Raw genomic sequence first — 21,913 nt, forward strand, 5'->3', positions numbered from 1 at the left:
CACCATGACCGATGGGCATTTCCAATGCTTGGTTTACTTCAGGCATTCTTTCTAAAATCGGCTTGCACCACGCAGGAGCAAGGACATCGATCTCGGCTGATGGGTGTTGGTTCTTGAGTGTTGTATACAGGCTTTGGGACATTACCATGTCACCAACCCAAGATGGACCAATTATTAGAATTTTCATGAAATAAAACTACCTGCCTACGCTAACTTAGCTCAATGGTAACACAACATGGAAGTATCTATCATTGAGCTATTTTCCCAAGGTGAAATAACTCAATTATTGGTCAATTTGTGTATCTTTCAGCTCTGCTTTTGTGAGTGCAAATAAAAGTGCAATCATAAAACCATAAAAAGTACTGATTAGATTTTGTTGTAGTGCTACTTCAGTAAGGCAGATTAGGATGTAGCTAGCAACAAAAAGAGTACCTATATAAGCAGCTTTAGACGTTTTTTGATGGCGAATAAAGTAAATGAAAGGAACAAAAAGCATAAATATTATAGCGATAATACCAAATGTGCCCCCACTTGCTAGCATATCAAAATATTGGCTATGAGCATGCCCTCTTGAAACTGTTGCCACCCAATCATAGTTAGAGTCCTTTAGTGCTAACTCTTTGTTTAGCTTTTCTCTTTGTGGGTGGGTTAAACCAAATAGGGGGGTGCTTTTAAAGGCCTCTATTGATGCTTCCCATAGAAGAACTCGGGAACCTGAAGATACTGCTTTTTCAGTATCTCCTGCCATGATGTATGAAACTTCTTGGAGTGTATAATTTATTCGACTTTGAAAGTGGGTTGAAAAATTGTAAAAGCTAGTAATAGATAAAACAACAATGATTGTCACGACAAAAGATGTTTTAATTGTTAGGTATTGTCGAGTAAGAAATACTCCCAAAAGTGATACTAAAGGTAGTGTAAATATTGCCCCTCGAGTCAATGTCATTAGCGTGGCTGCCGTAGCACAAATAAAGCTCATTATAAGTAATTTTTTGTATTTTGAGTCTCTAAAAAGGGCGATAGATAGTACTGCGAGTACGCAGGCTAAATAACCAAAATTAATGCTGTATAAAAATCCATCAACCCTTGTGCGACCTTCAACAATCGACTGGAATAATGCAATACCCAATGCTCCTATTGAGCCACCTATTACTCCCCAAGTTATAGGCGCGTAGTATTCTTTAGCATTAGTACTAGTAATAGTAGATTTCAACATAAAGTACAGAGGCAGGCAAAGGAGGAGTCTTGAGGCTCCTCTAAAATATCGGAAATTACCCCAATCAATAACTGCTAATGGAATGCTAGATATAAAGTAAGCACTTAAAGATCCAATAACAACCCAATCTACTTTATTTATTGATATATTATCTTTATTTATAAAAAGATAATATATAGAGTAAAGTACAGTGATCCCAGTAATTACTACGCTATAATTTTTCGTCCACAATAAAAGGAAGATAGTGAAGAATATGGAGAGTTTTGCGACACTTACATTTGTACATTTGAGCATTTAATTTACTTCTATTGAGGTTTAAAAGTCAGTTCATGTTGCCAAGAAGTCTCGCTGATAACTACTTTAGCTGGGTTTCCAACTGCTACTTGGTTATGCCCTATAGATTTGGTCAATGTTGAATTAATCCCTACAATAGAACCTTCTCCAACAGTTACCCCTTTTAATATCGTAACACTATCGGCTAACCACACTTGGTTACTTATTGTGATTGATTTCGCAGGGTTGATACGCTGGTTTTTTCTTGAAATATTATGCCCATCACTTGTCATTAGTTTTATATTTCGCGAAAGCATACAGCCTTCTCCAAGCACCAAAGATATCCCTCTTTCTCTTGCTGAAAGGTAGCAATTATCACCAATGATACAGTCTTTTGATATGTGAATAGTACAACCAATACCATCTATTTCAATAAAAGATCCTCTTAAATTAACCCCACCTTCGATGATTAATCGATTGTTTGAGCCCTTGATTGAGATCTTACAGTCACGAACTTTTGCTTTATCGCTTATATTTACTTGGTTGTACTTTTCAACGCGAAACTTATTTCTAAGGTGGTGCTTTAACGATGAATTGTTTTTCACGGTATCTTTAGGCTTCATGTAGTGCTGTGCAAGCTTACGGATATGAGTTGACATCGAAAACTCATTAAGTGCTCTTTGGTAGGCTCTGCTTGAATTATCCTCGAGAAGTTGGGGGGTATCAAGATACCGTTTTATTGAATCAGCAATTTTTGTTGGCGATTGAGGGTCGCACAGTAGAGCGACACCTTCAAGAATCTCTGGAAGAGAACCCGTGTTAGCTCCAATAATTGCTTTTTGAGCAGACATTGCTTCAATTGCTGTTAAACCAAATGCCTCATTGTAATAAGGTAAACAAACTACGTTCATCGCAGCAAACATTCGTTCTGTGTCTTTTCTAAAGCCAGTTAAGTGCACTCGTTTTGACAGTTGTAATTCAACGATTCTACTTTTTAGAGTTTCAACAAATGAGTTATCCGAACCCTCTGATACATCAAGGCCGCCAACTATTAGTAATTGCGCTGAAGGGTAGTCATTTTTGATCTGATTAAAGGCCTCGAGTAACTCCATCTGACCTTTGCCTAAACAAACCCTACCGACACTACCAATAACAGGTGCGTCTATAGGGATATTCAACTCAGTTTTGATATTGTGGATAGTCTTTTGATCGACGATTGGATTTTCTGAAATTGGCGTACCTAGCCATAACCGCTCAATTTTAGTCGTTGGAACTGGTAGAGCTTTAATATTACGTTGATAAGTCTCATCACTAATCGACAGTATCTGGTCGATATGGGAATAAACCCATTGGTGATAAAGATCTTTTTTAGGGCGAGTGACGCCCATATGTTCAGTAAACAGTGAGCGTCTAGGCTGAAATTTATTTAGCAGAGCTGAAATTAAGGTGTCTCCAGACTTATGGCAGTGAACTACTCTGATATCACGTTGATCAAGCCATTTATTAAGCTGAAAAAGTTGTGACGTAATAAGGCTAACCTTACTTTTTACTTCGAATGTTTCTAAACCTGATTCTCGCATCCCCTTTGCAACTTGAGAGTCTGCCACACAAAGTCCATAAACTTTATAGCCATGGTTGATAAACTCTTTGCCAATACGAATTGGGTACATTTCAAGTCCCCCCCAACCTTGGGAGAGACAAATATGCAGAATAGCAGGTTTAGTCACAGTTAGCCTTTATGTTTATGATTAGCCCAACGGTTAATGTTACTAGTTAGGCAAAGTTTGTTATTTATTTTGAATTGCCATATATTCAGCAACGCCTTCAGCAACGCTTTTGAACTTATGGTTACAACCAGTCGCACGTAGTTTTGTTAAGTTAGCCTGAGTAAATTCTTGGTAGGCGCCCTTTAAATGTTCTGGGAATGGGATGGTTTCTATTTTACCGTTGCCGTGATATTTGATAACGGCTTTAGCAACCTCTTGGAAAGATTCAGCATTGCCAGTACCAAGGTTGAAAATACCAGAAACACCACTTTGCATAAACCAAAGGTTAACCGCTGCTACGTCGCCTACATATACAAAGTCACGCTGAAAAGTTTCGCTACCAGCAAATAATTTTGGATTTTCACCAGCATTCATTTGGTTATTTAAATGAAAAGCGACGGAAGCCATACCACCTTTATGTTGCTCCCGTGGACCATATACATTGAAGTAGCGGAACCCCGTAATTTGAGACAGGGATTCGCCATGAGCTTCGGCATCGGTTTGTAAGCGGCGTACGTAGTTATCAAATTGCTGTTTTGAGTAACCGTAAACATTAAGCGCACCTTCATATTGTTGTTCTTCAATGAACGTATCAGTTTCCCCGTACGTAGCTGCGGAAGATGCGTACAAAAATGGAATTTCACGCTCTAAACAGTAATGAAGTAATTCCTTAGAATACTCATAGTTATTGAGCATTACATATTTACCATCCCACTCAGTAGTGGCTGAGCAGGCACCTTCATGGAAAATAGCTTCAATCGGCCCAAAGTCATCTCCAGCCATAACTTGAGTTAGAAAGTCATCACGATCCATGTAATCGGTAATATCTAAGTCGACTAGATTAGCAAATTTTCTACCATTCTTAAGGTTATCGACCACAAGAATATCGTTGATGCCTGATTCATTTAGTGCTTTTACTATGTTGCTGCCAATCATACCAGCGCCACCAGTTACGATGATCATAATGTTTCACCCTCTCGATTTAAATTGACTTGAGTATAACAAGTAAAGCCGATATAGAGCCAGTGGAATCAAGAATTGCAGGCGGTTACGCTTTAACTAGAGTTATAGTAAGTCATCTCGCTTCTGTTAGTTAATCTCGATATACTGTTTATTAACATTAGTAGAGGGTGAAGAATGAAAACACGTGACAAGATAGTCTACGCATCGCTTGAACTATTCAATGAGTATGGTGAGCGTGCGATTACCACCAATCATATTGCTGAGCATATCGAGATTAGCCCTGGGAATTTGTATTATCACTTCCGCAATAAACAAGAAATTGTCCGAGAAATATTTGCTCTATACTCTGAAGAGCTTATTGAGCGCTTCACGCCCGTACAAGGGCAGCAAGAAAGCTTAACTCTTCTTAAGCACTACCTTGATTCCATATTTACCTTAATGTGGAAATATCGGTTCTTCTATGCAAACCTTCCAGAGATCCTTTCTCGAGATGAAAAGCTTCATGAGGACTACATAGCCGTTCAAGAAAAACTCCAAGCTAACTTAGTCAGCATCATGAGATCATTTGTCGAAATGCAACTGTTGAAAGTTAATGAAAGTGATATGAAGTCATTGGTGGTTAGTTTGCACTTAATTGCTTCTAGTTGGTTAGCTTATCAGTCAGCGATGTCGCCGAAAGTTAAAATTAATGAGTTGGTTGTTCAAAAGGGGATGCTACAAATGATTGCTGTAGTTAAACCTGTCGCGACTGAGATTGGCTTAGATCAGTTGCACTTGCTTGAAGAAGGTGTAAAAACGTTAAGCGGGGCAGCAGCTTAGTTATAGTTTTTGGTAAGCTATTTAATTAACTAACCACCTTTTGGGGTTTTGTGCTTGGCTATTTCTACGGATCTCAAAGTAAAGTGATGGTCTTGTTTGGCCTCCAGTATCGCCTGCTAGTGCTATCGTTTCTCCGGCAGAGACCTTATCGCCTTCTTTTTTTGCTAATGCTTGGTTGAAGCCATATAGAGTCATATCACCTTTGCCATGGTCAAGTAGGACTACTAACCCATAGCCACGTAAGTATTCAGCGAAAACAACGGTCCCTGAATAAACAGCTTTAACCGCTTGCCCGTAATTGGCGTTAATGACCATCCCCTTCCAATCTACCTGACCCGTTTGGCGAGTACCGTAGTTATGCAGCACTTCTCCTTTAATTGGCCAAGGTAGGCGGCCTTTACGCTTAGCTAAGCCATCCATTGGGATAGAATTTCGTTTTGCTGCTTTGGCTATTTCAGATTTTAGGCGTGTTTCGTTGCGTTGTAGCTCTGCAAGATAGCTCTTATCCCCAGTTATATTCTTTTTAATACTGCCGACGGTCTTCTTACGTTTCGATTGAGTATTCGCTAATTGATTACGTTTAGTTGTTTGTTGTTTTAATAAGCTAGCGATTTTTTCCTGCTCAAGCTCAAGCTGCTTGTGACTAGTTGCTAAACTTTGCTGTGTATGCACTAGCTGCGTAATTTTTTCTGAACGGGCTTTTGCTAAATGTTGGTAATACTGGCTAATACGATCTTCTTCAATCCCACTATTTAAAATATGAGAAGGGGCTTTAGCACGTTGAGTCACGTAATATGTTTGTAATAGTTGTTCTAAACTCTCAGTTTGAAGCTTCTTTTGTGTCGTTAGGGTTTTGATTTGGTGTTCAATGTTAGTGGTGTTTGTTTTTGATGCAGAAAGCTGTGCTTTTGTTTCAGCAATGCCCTTATTGAGGCCGACAATACTAAGCTCTTGCTTTTTTAAAGAAGATTGCAGTTGTTCTAGTTTTTTTTGTTGAGCTGTTAAATCTTGCTTTTGTCGAGAAATCTCTGACTTTACGCCTTTAAGTTCATTTTGAGAGGCCGCTATTGCTGGGAGTGTTCCAATTAATAGGAAAATAGACGTTAGTGCAGAGAGGATATGCTTACGTTGTTGTTCTCTATAAGACACGAATCAATTTTCCTATATTAAGCAGTAAGGGTGGACGCTAAATGCCATCACCATGGATGAAGTTTTGTGATTTCCCGTTGAACCCCTGATCCATATCGAGAGACGGTTTGTCAGTCTTTGGTTTTCCAACAATTTTGGCTGGAACACCAGCAACGGTAGTATGCGGAGGGACGGGTTGCAGAACGACTGAGCATGAACCAATTTTAGCGCCTTCACCAACTTCTATATTACCTAGGATCTTAGCTCCGGCTCCGATCATTACACCTTCACGGATTTTAGGATGACGATCTCCTCCTTCTTTTCCGGTACCACCTAGCGTTACATCTTGTAGAATTGAGACGTCATTTTCTACAACAGCAGTTTCACCAATCACTATTCCTGTTGCGTGATCAAGCATGATGGCCCGACCTATCTTGGCTGCAGGATGAATGTCGACTTGGCAAGCTACGGATATTTGATTTTGAAGGTAAGTTGCAAGAGCTATACGACCTTGGTTCCAAAGCCAGTTTGCGACTCGGTATCCTTGCAGTGCGTGGTAGCCTTTTAAATATAATAAAGGCATTGAATACATCTCAACTGCCGGATCTCGGGTAACTGTCGCACAAATATCACAAGCTGCCGCTTCTATAATATTTGGGTCTTGGACAAATGCTTGTTCTACGACCTCTCGTACAGCCATGGCGGGCATAGACGCTGTCTTTAGCTTATTAGCCAAAATATAACTTAATGCAGCCCCAAGACTGTCATGATTAATGATCGTGGCATGATAAAAACTAGCGAGCATAGGCTCTTGTTCGGACTGCTCTCGAGCTTCACGTACAATGGCTTGCCATACCTTTAGCTTTTCACAATGTTTCATTTATCTTGTCCTTGGAGTCGTTCTTTATTTATTGCATGAGTCATATTCCATTACAGCTCAACAGTTACTTACATTAAGCTGTGGACTATCTTTCCGATTTTTTGTCACGGGCCAATAAATCTTGTGCTGCTAGGTTGGCATCTTTACCTTGATACAACACTTGATAAATTTGGTCAACGATTGGCATCTCAACGCCGATACGATTCGCTAATAACCAGACCTCTTTCGTGTTGCGATAGCCTTCTACTACTTGGCCAATTTCTTCCTGCGCAGTGTCGACATCTTTGCCTGAGCCTAGTGCTAGTCCAAAGCGACGGTTGCGGGATTGATTATCGGTACAGGTTAAGACTAAGTCTCCTAAACCAGCCATACCCATGAAGGTTTCAGGTTGCGCTCCTAGAGCACTGCCTAACCGAGTCATTTCTGCTAAGCCTCGCGTTATTAACGCAGTTCGAGCGTTCGCACCAAAACCAATACCATCAGACATACCAGCACCAATCGCGATGACGTTCTTCACTGCGCCGCCAAGTTGCATTCCAATGAAGTCGGAATTGGCGTAAACACGAAATGTCTTGCTACAGTGGATTTTCTCTTGAAGGTCGTTAACAAATTGGTCATCAGGTGAAGCAACTGAAATCGCGGTGGGCATCCCCATTGCTAGCTCTTTAGCAAATGTAGGGCCTGATAGCACGGCTAATGAATATTGGTCGCCAATAACGTCATGCGCTACATCTTTGAGCATTCGACCCGTTTCGGGTTCTAAGCCTTTAGTCGCCCAGCAGATACGAGAGTTTGCGTTAAGGTGTGGCTCTAAACTCGTTAGCACGGTTCCAAAAACGTGGCTTGGGACAACGACAAGTATGTCACGGGTAGATTGTACCGCTTTCTCTAAATCAGACTCGATGATTAAGCTTTCAGGGAAATCGATATCAGGTAAAAACGCATGATTAGCGCGGTCTGCTTGCAAACGATCCATATGTTTAGGGTCGTGTCCCCAAAGGACGATGTTAGCACCATTACGAGCCAGAGATATCGCCAATGAAGTGCCGTATGAGCCAGCACCAATTACGGTCATTGTGATCTCTTTACCGTAGACATTGTTCGTTGTAGTCATGCTTCCGCCTGATATCTTATTTAGTTGATTCGTACAATGGTCGAGTATAAATAAAAAATGCACATCGCATCTATAGGTAAAGACGCTTTGTGCATTTTAAAGTTAGATATGTGAGTATCTAGTTTTTACGCTTGCTCGCCTTCAGCTTCTTGAGCTTGGCTTTGTAGGTAGTTCATGAACAGTGCATCAAAGTTAACTGGAGCAAGGTTCAGTTGTGGGAACGTACCTTTAACAACTAGGCTAGAAATAGTTTCACGAGCGTATGGGAATAGGATGTTCGGGCAGAATGCACCTAGGCAGTGTGCTAGTTGACCCGCTTCCATTTCAGCAGCAGAGAAAATACCACCTTGTTGCACTTCGCAAAGGAAAGCTGTGTCTTCTGCATTCTTAACTGTAACGGTCAAACGCAGAATAACTTCGTAAACACCTTCACCTAGTTCACGACTTTGAGTGTCAAGATCAAGCTTAACATCTGGGTTCCACTCTTTTTGAAACATGTCTGGAGAATTAGGCGCTTCGAAAGAAACGTCTTTTAGGAAAATACGTTGAATTGCGAAGTTTTGTTGTGCGTCTTGTTGTGCTGCTTCAGCCATTTTTTAATCCTTAAAAATATTACATAAGTACTATTTAAACAGTACTGTTTTAATTCAGCTAGATAACAGGCTCATCTGCGATGAGTTACTTTTTACCTTTCACTAGTGGCATGTTTGCTTCACTCCAAGCGACAAGGCCGCTTTTCATTAGGCTAACATTTTCAAAGCCAGCTTTTGCTAATAGGTTTGCACTTGCTTGCGCAGTTTGACCTGTCTTGCATACCACAATGATTGGGTCTGCTTTATGGTTTTCAAGGCTACCAAAGTTACCTGCTTTGATATCTGACGGCAAAATGTGAACTGCGTCAGTAATATGGCCCTTTTTGAACTCATCTTTAGTTCGGATATCAACCACAATGCCGTTCTCACGGTTAAGCAGCTGAGTCGTTTGAGCTGCCGTGATTTCTTTATAAGCGGCTGTTGAAGTCTTTACTATGTTCATCACGATAGCGACAACTAGACCAATCCAAACAACTGCGAGAATCATGTTCTCTTGAAAAAATGCTACGTATTCTTGCATGTTCTGCACTCTATTATATATGGGGCCAAAAATGATCAAACTGAAGTATAGCTAGAACGGTAAGACGATGTATATAGTACGCGGATTTATGTTCAAAATTTATAAGGCCTATAGGAACTTTATGTGCTCTATGAGCACCTAAAATTGACAAAAACTTTGCTTCCCTACACACATTATGGATAATACGTCGGTTAAAGTGATGTGAATACAAAAGAATAATGGCATGGCTAGTGTGATTCGCCTTAATATCAAAGGGCGGTAGCGTGGAAGTAAGCTTGTGTTTTATCGAAATACTAATCGTAACTTTATATAAATATAAAACTCATTTCTATTAGCTCATTTCAAATCATTAACGAATTGGCGATGGTGTTTACACGTTTGTATGTGGTTTGGGAGCTATGCCCGACATTTCCATAAGTTCAGTGTAGCAAAGCTATCTTGAAATTCTTTGTCACTTAATTGTGGTTAGCATCGGGTATGCTGTGTTTAGTCCACGGTTCTAATTTACCGATTATGCTAAAGTGTGAGCTGAAAATTATTAATGGCCTTGTTTGTTAATAGCCGTCTTAACAAGTAGAAGGGGGGGGATTCCCCTCTTCTAATACTTGCATGTTTAATATGTAGTTTTATTTAAAGGGAATAATGTGGCAATAAAAGTAACACATGTTAACTCTGGAGATCTCATCGGTAGGCGTTTTAATGGGTATGATTTAAAGCCCCATTTAAGTAAGCTCGGAGTTGAAACTAGTCAGTTAGTGTATTGGAACAAGCAATCTAACGCTGATTTTGTGCATCAAGCTTTCTCATATCCAGGCAGTAGACAGATTACACGAGGTATTAACCTTTTAGAGCAACGTTTTTCTCTACACGCAAAACTTCATCCGCATTCGTGGGCTCTTCCTTATCATGACGAAATAAAAAGTGCAGATCTTGTGCATTTGCATATTATCCATGATGGTTTTTTTAGTATGGATGCAATACCATTTTTATCTCGAAAGAAGCCAACGGTGTGGACATGGCATGACCCTTGGCCCATGACAGGTCATTGTATATATCCTATGGAGTGCGACAAGTGGAAAAGTGGCTGTGGTAACTGCCCTAATCTAGCTACCCCATTTTCAATGAGAAAAGATCGTACGAAAGAACAGTTTAAGTGGAAAAGGGATATATACAAGAAAACTAAGGCTGAAGTAGTCTTAGCTTCAAAGTGGATGCTTGATATGGCCCAGAACTCTCCATTTTCAGAATATTTTAATTTCACTCAAATCCCTTTCGGATTAGATCTTGACAAGTATAAGCCTAGAGACAAAAAATCCGCCCGAGAAAAACTAGGGGTTTTTCCTGATCGTACTGTGATTTTTATTAGAGCATCTTCAACTCCTTTCAAAGGCGTCAATGAGTTTATAAAAGCTGTTGAATTGCTTAATCCAAAAATCAACTTATGCATTATAGCATTACAAGAAGTTGGACTCTTCAACAGGTTTATCGGAAAGCATCAAATTATAGAATTTGGTTGGTCCAATGATGAAGAATTACTGTTGGACGCATATGCCGCTTGTGATTTTTTTGCAATGCCTTCTATGGCAGAAGCGTTTGGCCTCATGGCCATTGAAGCTATGGCATGTGGTCGCCCAGTATTATCGTTTGATTCAACTTCTTTAGAAAATGTATCTTTTTCACCAGAGGCTGGTATATCTGTACCTATAGGTGATAGTGAGTTATTGGCAAAAGCTATAGAAAGGCTTTCTTTGAATCCACATGAGTGTGATGCTAGAGGTAAATTATCTCGTGATTTAGCTGAAAAACATTACGATATTAAAATGCAAGCCCAGCTTAGTTTCGAGCTGTATGAGCGCGTGTACAGTAACTCTTAACCTAAATGTAATATGATGAAAATACTACTTATTTCTGATATACCTCCGTGTGAAAACCTTACTGCTGGGTTAGTTTTATCTGCATTAGTCCGGTTTCTACCTAAGGACTCTATTTGCTTCTATATAGTATCAAACCCTTCTGTTGAGATTGAACTCAATCCGGAGTTTGCAAACATTCCAATGAGAATAGAAACAAAACCTAATGAAAATTGGAGTTTTTTACCTCAAAGGAGAAGTCTTAAGAAGTTATCTAATCTAGTGACTCTGACGACTGAGCGATTAATAGAGCATTCGATAGTAGATAGTCGAATATCAGATGCAATTGAGTTCGGGAAATCTCAAGGTGTTGATCGCGTTTGGGCTGTGCTTCAAGGGCAAACAACAATAAGAATGGCAGAAGAAGTAGCCAAAGGAATTGGTGTTTCGCTTCATACACATGTATGGGACCCATTTAGTTGGTGGGCAGATGCGCATGCAGTCGACGGTATTACAAAAAATAACGTACAATTAAAGTTTGACGAAGCGATTAGAGCAAGCAAGTTTGTGGCAACTGCATCGGAGCCTATGGCTGAGTTATATAATACCAAGTTTGGTGTAGATGCGGTGCCGATTATTGCTTCCCATCAATTTGAGTTAGCAAAGTCTCCACAAACTGATATCCCAAATGACGATAGTATCCTTATAGGAATGGCTGGCCAGTTTTACGCATCATCCGAATGGGAATGTTTACTTAAAATGCTTGACTGCTCTCGTTGGAAAATTGCGGGTAAAAAAGTATCAGTCGTTGTTATGGGACCACAAAAACCACCGGGTCATTACGCTAGCTCAAATGTTAAATTTCTGGGGTGGAAAACTCAACGCGAAGCAGTTTCAATTTTATCACTATGCGATATTTTGTATTGTCCATATCCTTTTGATAGTAAGCTCAAAGAGGTCTCAAGTTTGAGTTTCCCTAGTAAGTTTGTCCTGTATCTTGCTGCCGGGAAACCAATCGTATTCCATGGGCCGCAATATGCTTCACCTACAAGGTACATAGCGGAAAGGAAATGCGGCATAGCTGTATGCTCACAACTACCTACTGCTCTCTATAACGAAATTGAATGCTTAGTAACTAAAGCGACGCAATATAAGCAATATGCTCAGAATGCACAAAGCGCTTTTAAGGCTGATTTTACCCTTAAGTCAATGCGAGAATGTTTTTCTCGTTTTATTTGTAGTGATTCTTTACTCAAAGAGTCCGGGTTAACGCAGCATTACTTAGCCCCTAATAGTGAAGGATTTAAAAATCTAGAAAAATCTATTTTAAGCAGAAAGGAAGCTTCAATACAGTATAAATTGTACGCTAAGGTTATTAATATTCGCAGCTTTCTATATAAAATAAAAAAGTGGCTAAGGCTGAATGTTATATCACAAGTTCCTCCTTTTAAGCGATTCTATATAGAGATCGATTATTATGTTGAAGAAGTGGAAAGGTTGCGTCAGATCGTTAAGGATAAGGATAAGGATAAGGATAAGGATAAGGATAAGGATAAGGATAAACTAGTAGCATTAGTATTTACATGTAAAGACTCTCCTAATATCAAGGAGTTTTGCTTTAATAGTGAGTTAAATATAAATGAAAGTGATGTGGTCTTTATTAAATCCAGTGTCTCTATGGGTGTGGATCATATATTGCGAGAATGCCTTTTGTCGAAAGAAATAAATCCAATTGTTTTTATTGACTCAAATATATGCCCCGACCCTTTAATTTTAGGAAAAGAGCTTTCTAAAATTAACATAAGCTATGAGCTTGTTTTCGAAAATAAAGAGTAGTGCTATGCCAATATCTATGATTAAAAATGTAAAAAATAGTAGAGCACTATTGAAGCAATTGATGGTTAGAGATTTTACTGCTCGCTATAAATCTGGTGCATTAGGCCTTGCATGGACTATGATTAACCCATTGCTAATGCTAGCACTTTACTCTTTTGTCTTTGTTGCGGTGTTTAAAATGCGGTGGGGGGTAGGTGACACTTCTGGTCACAATTTTATCTTGCTACTGTTCACAGGGATCTTAGTACATGGTTTGTTTTCTGAATTTATCACGAGAGCACCAACATTAATAACATCTAATCCGGCTTACGTAAAAAAAGTTGTTTTTCCTTTAGAACTTCTTCCGTTAACTCCGTTACTCAGTGCTATTGTGAATTTTTCCTTAGGAATGGTTTTGGTGGTGTTGATGCAAATTGGAGTTAATGGCGATATTAGTATTTACGCATTATTAACACCACTTATTCTGATTCCATTCTTAATCTTGTTGTTAGGAATTAGTTTTATATTTAGCTCGCTAGGAGTGTATTTTAGAGACCTTAGTCAAATATCTGGCTTGATTGCTACTATTGCAATGTTTGCTTCTCCTGTACTTTTTCCTCTGGAGAATGTGCCCGAAAAGTACAGAGATCTATTGTATCTGAACCCAATTACGTTGGTTGTAGAACAAATTAGAGGTGTTGTTATATTAGGAGAACTTCCTAACTTAACCCATGCATTTATTTATAGTGTCATCTCAATTGCGATATTTGTATTGGGTCTAATGTGGTTCAAAATAGTTAAAAAAGGCTTTTCAGATGTCCTCTAATGTAGTTATTAACGCAAGTGAAATCAGTAAAGGTTATATTTTATACGAGAAACCTCATCATTGTTTGAAGCGAGTAATATCTAGTCACTTTAAAAAAAACAATTATGAAATGATTCAGAGTGAGGAAAGTAATCAGTTTTGGGCGTTGAAAAATGTATCTCTTGAACTAAGAAAAAATGAAACTCTAGGAATTATCGGTCAAAACGGCTCGGGAAAATCAACTCTTCTACAAGTAATCTGTGGAACTTTAGCGCCTACAAGCGGTTCAACATCCACGCAAGGGCGTGTCGCGGCTTTACTAGAGCTAGGTGCTGGTTTTAATCCTGAATATTCAGGCAGAGAAAACGTATACCTAAATGCCTCGATGTACGGACTTAGCTCTAGTGAAATTGAAGAGCGATTGGACAGTATCATTGAGTTCTCTGAGATAGGAGAGCATATAGATCAGCCGGTAAAAACATATTCGAGTGGTATGTATGTTCGGTTGGCATTTAGTGTAATCGCGAATATTGATGCAGATATTTTGGTTATTGATGAAGCTCTTGCTGTAGGGGACGCTCACTTTCAGCAGAAGTGTATGCGATTTCTAAAGAAATTTAAGGAAAAGGGTTCAATCTTTTTTGTTAGTCATGATACCAGTGCAATGATCAATTTTTGTGACCGGGTGATTTGGCTTCATAAAGGAGAAGTTGTCGCATCTGGCAATCCGAAATCGGTGTGTGAAGAATACTTATCTTTTCTGCACCAAGAGCATACTGGACAAGGTACGGGAAGCGTGTCTTCTTCCCCTTCCGAAGGCTCAGACAAAGGAAAAGAAGTTAGTTCCCGTTCGTTTGGAGACGGCGGTGCTTACATGGAAAAATGTATACTGACTGATCGTTATGATAACGAAATTGCCTCAATCGATAGTCAAACTGAAGTTAAGTTACGAGTATCTTTCAAAGCTTATGTTGATTTAGAGTCAATTATTGTTGGATTTATCGTCAAAGATAGGTTAGGCCAATATCTTTTTGGAGATAACACTTTTAATAAGACTTTAAATGATTTTGGGAGTATGGCTACTGGCGAATCAGGTGAAGTTAATTTTAGTTTCACAATGCCGAAATTTTCGCCCGGAACTTATAGTATAGCTGTGGCTATTGCTAGCGGAACACCTCAAAAACACATTCAACATCACTGGATCCATGAAGCGGTAGTATTTAGTTCGATTGCAGATATCGATAGTGGGGTAATGTTTACAGTTCCCATTGAAAAAATTGAGTGGGTACGAGCCACTAACAACATTTAAGTATATTAGTCTTACAAACTAGGAATGAATAATGACCACAAATGAAAGTACGTTTTACTTTGACTCTGCAGATGAGTTAACGAGAGCGATTGAATCTAAAGTTAAAAAAACAGATGTGGTTCTAGATATTGGATGTGGAATCGCTCCCATCAATTATTTTAGGCCAGCTCTACACTTTATGATTGAACCGTGGCAAGAATATGCAGATGTTTTGACATACAGGCATCAAGGCGATAAAAGTGTATTAGTTCTTAAAACAGGGGCTCTTGAGGCATTAATGCAATTACAAGATAACTCTGTAGACAGTATTTTTCTTATCGACGTTATAGAACATCTTGAAAAAGAAGAAGGTGAAAAGGTCGTCATTGAGATGGAACGAGTAGCAAGACTTCAAATTGTTCTCTTTACTCCTTTGGGCTTTATGCCGCAGCATATCGAGCATGGAGAAAAAGATGGTTGGGGACTTGGTGGTGCAGAAATGCAAGAACATAAATCAGGGTGGTTACCTAAGGATTTATCTCCACTTTGGGACTTCTACATTTGTGAAACTTATCATGACAAAGACTACAATGGTGAGCCGTTGGAGGAGGTGTATGGTGCGTTTTATGCAATTCGAAACTTTGAATATGATTTGAAAGTTGATCAACCTCAAAGCTTTTCCGATATTCGTCGCCCTTTGCCTTCTGAAATCGAATTAGAAAAGGTTTTATCTCATAAGGTAGACCTTACAAATGAGCTTACGATTGTAAAAAACAATTTAGTAGCAGTAACTGAAGAGCTGAATCAAATTAAAAGTAAATCTATTTATAAACTCCTGTCTAAATTCTTTCAGTAAGTCTGCATGATGGGTATAAAAAACGACAAAATAGATCAGTTCAAGTGCACTACAATTGTAAAAGACCCATCGATGCAAGGTGGCGGTATAGCCGCTGTAGCGCTTCCATTACATACGGAGTTAGAGGCTGCTTTTGGCATTTCTAATCTTGTTTGTGCGATAGAACCAGATAAAAAAATTAAGAACTCTCTATCTGTTGGCCGAGGTGTTTTTGGGGCTTTATGTATACCTAAGTCAGCAATTGGTGACTTAGTCCATATTCATGGGATATGGACTCCTTTTGAGTTTTTTTCTGTTCTTTTAGCTAAACGACAAGGCGCCAAAGTGATCATTAGCCCGCACGGAGCTCTTGAGCCTTGGGCGTTCCATTCAAAAGGGTTTAAAAAAAAATTTGCATGGCATCTTTACCAGAAACAAATACTTGCTAGCGCAGATTTATTGATTGTTAATTCAGAGCAAGAAAGAAATAACTTAAGGGCTTTGGGCTTAGATGGGGCTATTGCCGTTATTTCAAATGGTGTTGTATTGGATGGTTATAATCGAGTAGCAGCAACCAATATTGAACGTGATAAGGTAGTGCTGTATTTCTCTCGATTAGATCGAAAAAAAGGGATTGAATTACTTGTCAGGTCATGGAAGTCACTTGAAAACAGGCAGGGTTATAAGCTACATGTTCAAGGTTACGGCGATGATGCTTATAAGCATAGCCTACAAAGCTTAGTGTCGAAGCTGGGCCTTAATGAAGATGTTAAGTTTATAGAGCCAAGTTTTGCAGAGCAACGATGGTCAGCTTTTTCTAACGCATCAATATATATATTACCAAGTTATAGCGAAAATTTTGGAATTACGGTAGCAGAAGCTTTGTTCTCTGGTTTGCCTTCCATAACTACGACCGAAATGCCGTGGGGAGAGTTACCTATTAAAAAGATAGGTTGGTCTGTGGAGTGTAATCAGGAGAAGATAGCTCAAGCGCTTCATGAAGCCATCAGTTTAGATAAAGATGAACTTATTAATATGAGGCTAAGTGCCATAGAGTATGCAGAAAGCCGCTTTCTATGGACAAATATAGCTAAAGAATATGAACAGGTATACCGGTGGGCTTTACACCCATCGGTAGACATTATGCCTAAAAGTATAACGATAAATTAGAACTATTCTATTGTTTGCTAATAGTAACTATTATACAAGCAGTTTGGAGAACGAAAATGTTTAAAAATAAGATACTAATGATAACTGGAGGCACAGGCTCCTTCGGTAATGCTGTTCTACGAAGATTTCTGAATACAGATATAAAAGAAATTCGGATCTTTTCAAGAGATGAAAAAAAACAAGATGATATGCGTAAGCATTTTAATTCGGATAAGCTAAAGTTTTACATTGGGGATGTGCGAGATTACCAAAGTATTTCTAATGCCATGAGAGATGTCGACTATGTTTACCACGCTGCGGCTCTTAAGCAAGTCCCCTCATGTGAGTTTTATCCTTTAGAGGCTGTAAAAACTAACGTAGTCGGTACTGAAAATGTACTAGAAGCAGCTATTTTTCATGAAGTCGAAAGGGTTGTATGCTTAAGTACAGATAAAGCTGTTTATCCAATCAACGCAATGGGGATTTCTAAGGCGATGATGGAGAAAGTTATTGTCGCCAAAAGTAGAAACTTAGAGCATACCAAAACGACAATCTGCTGTACTCGCTATGGTAATGTTATGGCTTCTCGAGGTTCAGTTATTCCATTGTTTATTAGGCAGGTACTAGGCGACCAACCTATCTCTGTCACAGATCCTATGATGACTCGTTTTATGATGACTTTGGATGATGCAGTTGATCTAGTGCTACATGCATTTCAAAATGGTCAAAACGGAGATATTTTTGTTCAGAAAGCTCCCGCAGCGACAATTGATGTGCTTGTTAAAGCATTGTTAAAGATTTTGGGTAAGCCAGAACATCAGGTTGATGTGATTGGTACGAGGCATGGCGAAAAGGCGTATGAAGCTCTTTGTAGCCGTGAGGAAATGTTTATAGCTCAAGAGCAAGGGGATTACTATAGGGTGCCGGCTGATAACCGTGACTTGAACTATTCAAAATTTTTCGAAGAAGGTGAAAAAGACCTTTCAGAGATTGAAGACTATAATTCACATAATACTGAAAGGTTGGATGTTGAAGGTATGGTTGAGCTTTTGAGAAAGCTTGATTTCATCCGAGAAATAGAAAATGGAAATGTTATAGTTCCGGAAGGTGTGTAATGAGGGTTTTGGTAGTCGGTGCTACAGGGATGCTCGGTTATAGCTTATTTAGTAATTTGTCTGATCAGGATGATTATGAGGTTTTTGGTACCGTAAGAAATATTCGAGGAAAAGAGAGCTTCTTTGCTAATTATCTAGATAATTTAGTCTTTGACATTGATATTAATAACTTTTCTAGTTTAGCTCAAGCAATTGAAAATATTCAGCCTAGTGTTGTTATCAACTGTATTGGTTTAATTAAACAATATGACGCATCTAAAAAACATACTAATGCTATAGAAATTAATTCACTATTACCACATAAGCTAGCTCAGCTCTGCGATAAGATATCTGCTAAATTGGTACACTTTTCTACAGACTGCGTCTTTACCGGTAAAGCAGGACTTTACCAGGAAAATGACCTTCCTGATGCTATAGACCTTTACGGTAAATCAAAGTGCTTAGGAGAAGTCGATTACAGACCTCATTTGACTCTCCGTACATCAATTATTGGGCATGAGCTGAATTCCTCAGTCAGTTTAGTGGATTGGTTCTTAAACCAGAAAAAACAAGTAAATGGCTTTTCGAAAGCAATTTTTTCAGGTCTTCCAACATGTTACATTGCTAAATTGTTGGCAGAAAAAATTCTGCCAAATAGAGATCTATGTGGTCTATATCATTTGTCCGTCAACCCTATCGATAAACTTTCTTTATTAGAGTTAGTATCTGAAAATTATAATTTCGATATTAAAATTATTAAATCTGAAGATTTGATAATAGATAGGTCACTTGACTCTTCACGTCTAAGAAATGAAATTGGTTATAATGTGCCTAGTTGGAATGAACTTATACAACATATGCATATCGATTATACGAAAAGGTATAAAAAATGAGTAAATTAAAAGTAGTAACAATCGTAGGCACACGACCTGAAATAATAAGGTTGTCGAGAACTATAGCTAAGCTGGATCAGTATTGTGAGCATACTCTTGTGCATACAGGTCAGAACTACGATTATGAACTTAATCAAATATTCTTTGATGATTTAGGTATACGGTCTCCTGATGTTTTTCTTGAGTGTGCAGGGGTTAGTGCTGCAGATACGATGGCTCAAGTTATTAGTAAATCAGACAAGATGTTAGTGGACATTAAACCAGATGCGCTTTTGATATTAGGTGATACTAATAGTGCGTTGGCAGCTATATCGGCAAAGCGTAAAAAAATTCCTATTTTTCATATGGAAGCGGGAAATAGATGTTTTGATTTGAGAGTTCCCGAAGAGATAAATAGAAAGATTGTTGATCATATATCTGATGTAAATTTACCTTACAGTGATATTGCTCGGGATTATTTAATTCAAGAAGGTATTAGTCCAGATCTAATTGTTAAAACTGGTTCTCCTATGGATGAAGTGCTTGCGCACTATGAAGACAAGATCGGTCAATCTATTATTTTAGAACAATTACAATTGGAAGAAGAGAAGTATTTTCTTGTTAGTGTTCATCGAGAAGAAAATGTAGACTCGGAGAGAAATATATTTTCATATGTTGACGTGTTAAATAAGTTGGCTGACAAATATCAATTTCCGATAATTGTTTCCACTCACCCGCGTACAAGAAAGAAAATTGAACAACTCAACTTAAAGTTCCACCCTTTGGTTCGTCTGATGAAGCCACTTGGCTTTACGGATTACATTAAACTGCAAACATTGGCAAAGGTCGTTTTGAGCGATAGTGGGACAATTACTGAGGAGTCTTCGATTTTGAACTTCCCCGCGATTAATATCCGTGAGGCACAAGAGCGACCTGAAGGGTTTGAAGAAGGTGCTGTTATGTTTACGGGGATGAGTGTAGAAAGGATTCTACAAGCTGTTGACATTTTAGAAGATCAACCAAGAGGCCAAGAGAGGCTGATCCGTAAAGTTGAAAACTATATGGCACCAAATGTATCAGATAAAGTTTTACGCACAATTGTAAGCTATACAGACTTTGTAAATAGAGTCACTTGGAGAAAGTCTTAGTGAAAATTGCTATATTTTCTGACGACTATTTGCCTGAAAGTACGCGTGTTCATGCAAAAATGCTTCATGAGTTAGCATTAGAGTTAAAATCGTTGGGAAATGAAGTTATAGTTATCACTCCTGGACACCCAGAACAACAGACGCTTTTAAGCGTCTGTTTTTGTGACGGTGTTGAGGTCTGGAGATTTAAAAGTGGTTTATTAAGAGGTAATGGATACATTCAAAGGGCTCTAAATGAGACATTGTTATCATTTAGAGCATGGATGGCTATAAATGATAAAATAAAGGATTACCCTCTTGACCTGTGTATAAACTACTCACCAACGATATTTTTTGGCCCTTTAATGTATTGGATAAAAAAAAAGCAAAACCCTTATATATATCTTGTATTGAGGGATATATTTCCAATGTGGGCTATAGATGAAGGGATAATCAAGGAAAAATCAATAATAGCGAAATATTTCCGCTATTTCGAAAGACTTAACTATAGAACCTCCGACCAAATTGGGCTGATGTCTCAGTCAACGTTAAATCATTTTAAATCATTCTATCCCGAGTACCATAAATTAAGTATTTTGCCAAACTGGGCAAATCACAATCTAAGTGATAATGCTTTCTCTATAGGAGATATTAGGAGTGAGTTGGGGATAGWTAATAAAGTTATATTTTTTTACGGTGGAAATATTGGTCATRCGCAAGATGTCTTTAATTTGTTAGCATTAGCTAAGCGAATGGAATCTATCCCTGAAGTTCATTTTCTATTTGTTGGCCAGGGAGATTGCACCGTAAATTTGCTTGGCTATTGCAAAGAACATGAGTTAAAAAATGTTGATTACCTACCATCTGTTGAGCAAAGTGCCTATGAAGGGATATTGACGCAAGTCGATGTCGGAATGGTAAGTTTAGCAGAGTCCCACACGGTGAATCACTATCCAGGTAAGATACTTGGTTATATGAAACACTCGCTTCCAATACTTGCATGCTTAAATCCAGGAAATGATTTGGCCGATTTAATCAATGATTCTAAAGCGGGGTTTGGTCATAGCACTTTAGAAAAAGAGAGTTTATTCTTATCTGCAAAGCGACTTTCCAAGAGTCAGAGCTTACGGAGTTCTATGGGGGGGAAGTCACGGCAGCTTTTGTTAGAGAAGTTTTCTACAGAAAGCGCGACAAGGAGCATACTAAGCACTTTGGAATCTGGTTGTTGTAGTGATTAATAATGTTGCCACAATTTTTTAAAAACTGATTGATGTAGTTTCAATTTATGAATAATTCTATCGTAAGCCATAAACATTTATCTTATCGTCCTGATATCGATGGTTTAAGGGCTGTTGCTGTCCTTTTAGTTGTGATTTATCATGCTTTCCCATCATTAATTCCTGGTGGATTTATTGGTGTGGATATATTTTTTGTTATATCTGGATTTTTGATAACCTCGATTATATTAAAGGATCTGGAACGTGGAGTATTCAAATTCTCTGATTTTTACTTTAGAAGAATTAATAGGATATTTCCATCATTAATAGTCGTGCTTGTATTTTCTTTTTGTATTGGTTGGATAGTTTATTTACCCACTGAATTTGAGCAGTTATCAAAGCATATTGTTGGAGGTTCATTTTTTGTCTCTAACTTAATATTATTAGGAGAAAGTGGTTACTTTGATGTCGCAGCTGAAAGTAAACCGTTACTTCATCTTTGGTCTTTAGGAATAGAAGAGCAATTTTATATATTTTGGCCATTATTATTATGGGCTACGTATAAGGTTCGGTCTGGGGTGATCGGCGC

20 protein-coding genes and 2 pseudogenes are annotated in these 21,913 nt (G+C 38.5%); 12 read left to right on the forward strand and 10 right to left on the reverse strand.

Annotated features, from left to right (window positions below; genetic code table 11):
• The 5 genes and pseudogenes from L4C33_RS09050 to rfaD all read right to left on the reverse strand — a co-directional run.
• A pseudogene (locus tag L4C33_RS09050) lies at positions 1–187 on the reverse strand (lipopolysaccharide heptosyltransferase II); the annotation flags it as partial.
• 96 nt (positions 188–283) lie between these two features.
• Positions 284–1,510: an O-antigen ligase family protein gene (locus L4C33_RS09055; protein ID WP_428812111.1), complete on the reverse strand. Its 1,227-nt coding sequence runs from the start codon at positions 1,508–1,510 to the stop codon at positions 284–286.
• Between the two features lie 11 nt (positions 1,511–1,521).
• On the reverse strand, positions 1,522–2,112 hold the full coding sequence (locus L4C33_RS09060; RefSeq protein ID WP_428812130.1) for an acyltransferase: 591 nt from the start codon (positions 2,110–2,112) through the stop codon (positions 1,522–1,524).
• Between the two features lie 69 nt (positions 2,113–2,181).
• Positions 2,182–3,216 (reverse strand): annotated as a pseudogene (locus tag L4C33_RS09065) (glycosyltransferase family 4 protein); the annotation flags it as partial.
• 60 nt (positions 3,217–3,276) lie between these two features.
• The gene (rfaD, locus tag L4C33_RS09070; RefSeq protein WP_428812112.1) at positions 3,277–4,218 is read right to left on the reverse strand and encodes an ADP-glyceromanno-heptose 6-epimerase; all 942 of its coding nucleotides are present in this window, start codon (positions 4,216–4,218) and stop codon (positions 3,277–3,279) included.
• Between the two features lie 174 nt (positions 4,219–4,392).
• Between rfaD and L4C33_RS09075 the strand changes: the two genes are divergently transcribed.
• Positions 4,393–5,037, forward strand: coding sequence for a TetR/AcrR family transcriptional regulator (locus tag L4C33_RS09075; RefSeq protein WP_428812113.1), 645 nt, complete (start codon positions 4,393–4,395; stop codon positions 5,035–5,037).
• A 21-nt stretch (positions 5,038–5,058) separates the two neighbouring features.
• On the opposite strand, the gene L4C33_RS09080 is transcribed toward L4C33_RS09075, so the two are convergent.
• The 5 genes from L4C33_RS09080 to L4C33_RS09100 all read right to left on the reverse strand — a co-directional run bounded on the left by L4C33_RS09080 (position 5,059) and on the right by L4C33_RS09100 (position 9,272).
• Positions 5,059–6,186 (reverse strand): murein hydrolase activator EnvC family protein, encoded by a 1,128-nt coding sequence (locus tag L4C33_RS09080; protein ID WP_428812114.1) that lies wholly within the window; start codon positions 6,184–6,186, stop codon positions 5,059–5,061.
• A 37-nt stretch (positions 6,187–6,223) separates the two neighbouring features.
• Positions 6,224–7,045 (reverse strand): serine O-acetyltransferase, encoded by an 822-nt coding sequence (cysE, locus tag L4C33_RS09085; protein WP_428812115.1) that lies wholly within the window; start codon positions 7,043–7,045, stop codon positions 6,224–6,226.
• 85 nt (positions 7,046–7,130) lie between these two features.
• Entirely contained in the window at positions 7,131–8,159 is a 1,029-nt protein-coding gene (gpsA, locus tag L4C33_RS09090; protein WP_428812116.1) for an NAD(P)H-dependent glycerol-3-phosphate dehydrogenase, read from the reverse strand.
• Positions 8,160–8,284: 125 nt separating this feature from the next.
• Positions 8,285–8,752, reverse strand: coding sequence for a protein-export chaperone SecB (gene secB, locus L4C33_RS09095; RefSeq protein ID WP_428812117.1), 468 nt, complete (start codon positions 8,750–8,752; stop codon positions 8,285–8,287).
• Positions 8,753–8,837: 85 nt separating this feature from the next.
• Positions 8,838–9,272 (reverse strand): rhodanese-like domain-containing protein, encoded by a 435-nt coding sequence (locus L4C33_RS09100; protein ID WP_428812118.1) that lies wholly within the window; start codon positions 9,270–9,272, stop codon positions 8,838–8,840.
• A 644-nt stretch (positions 9,273–9,916) separates the two neighbouring features.
• Between L4C33_RS09100 and L4C33_RS09105 the strand changes: the two genes are divergently transcribed.
• From L4C33_RS09105 to L4C33_RS09155, 11 genes are all read left to right on the forward strand, one after another.
• Entirely contained in the window at positions 9,917–11,146 is a 1,230-nt protein-coding gene (locus L4C33_RS09105) for a glycosyltransferase family 4 protein (protein ID WP_428812119.1), read from the forward strand.
• A gap of 12 nt (positions 11,147–11,158) precedes the next feature.
• Positions 11,159–12,958, forward strand: coding sequence for a glycosyltransferase family protein (locus L4C33_RS09110; protein ID WP_428812120.1), 1,800 nt, complete (start codon positions 11,159–11,161; stop codon positions 12,956–12,958).
• Positions 12,959–12,962: 4 nt separating this feature from the next.
• Positions 12,963–13,763 (forward strand): ABC transporter permease, encoded by an 801-nt coding sequence (locus L4C33_RS09115; RefSeq protein WP_428812121.1) that lies wholly within the window; start codon positions 12,963–12,965, stop codon positions 13,761–13,763.
• Positions 13,753–15,051, forward strand: coding sequence for an ABC transporter ATP-binding protein (locus L4C33_RS09120; RefSeq protein ID WP_428812122.1), 1,299 nt, complete (start codon positions 13,753–13,755; stop codon positions 15,049–15,051). Before L4C33_RS09115 ends, L4C33_RS09120 begins: the two co-directional genes overlap by 11 nt.
• A gap of 31 nt (positions 15,052–15,082) precedes the next feature.
• Complete coding sequence (locus L4C33_RS09125; RefSeq protein ID WP_428812123.1) at positions 15,083–15,886, forward strand: methyltransferase domain-containing protein; 804 nt, start codon at positions 15,083–15,085, stop codon at positions 15,884–15,886.
• A 6-nt stretch (positions 15,887–15,892) separates the two neighbouring features.
• Positions 15,893–17,035, forward strand: coding sequence for a glycosyltransferase (locus tag L4C33_RS09130; RefSeq protein WP_428812124.1), 1,143 nt, complete (start codon positions 15,893–15,895; stop codon positions 17,033–17,035).
• Between the two features lie 56 nt (positions 17,036–17,091).
• Positions 17,092–18,129: a polysaccharide biosynthesis protein gene (locus tag L4C33_RS09135; RefSeq protein ID WP_428812125.1), complete on the forward strand. Its 1,038-nt coding sequence runs from the start codon at positions 17,092–17,094 to the stop codon at positions 18,127–18,129.
• The gene (locus L4C33_RS09140) at positions 18,129–19,001 is read left to right on the forward strand and encodes a dTDP-4-dehydrorhamnose reductase family protein (protein WP_428812126.1); all 873 of its coding nucleotides are present in this window, start codon (positions 18,129–18,131) and stop codon (positions 18,999–19,001) included. The genes L4C33_RS09135 and L4C33_RS09140 overlap by 1 nt, the downstream gene beginning before the upstream one ends.
• A complete protein-coding gene (gene wecB / locus L4C33_RS09145) occupies positions 18,998–20,128 on the forward strand; it encodes a non-hydrolyzing UDP-N-acetylglucosamine 2-epimerase (protein WP_428812127.1) in 1,131 nt (376 codons plus the stop codon). The genes L4C33_RS09140 and wecB overlap by 4 nt, the downstream gene beginning before the upstream one ends.
• Positions 20,128–21,345 carry a glycosyltransferase family 4 protein gene (locus L4C33_RS09150; RefSeq protein WP_428812128.1) on the forward strand — a complete coding sequence of 406 codons (1,218 nt, stop codon included), beginning with the start codon at positions 20,128–20,130 and terminating at the stop codon, positions 21,343–21,345. The genes wecB and L4C33_RS09150 overlap by 1 nt, the downstream gene beginning before the upstream one ends.
• A 47-nt stretch (positions 21,346–21,392) precedes the next feature.
• The coding region (locus L4C33_RS09155; protein ID WP_428812129.1) for an acyltransferase family protein at positions 21,393–21,913 on the forward strand (521 nt) is incomplete at its 3' end.

This window comes from Vibrio makurazakiensis (assembly GCF_050337375.1).
GTDB lineage: Bacteria > Pseudomonadota > Gammaproteobacteria > Enterobacterales > Vibrionaceae > Vibrio > Vibrio makurazakiensis.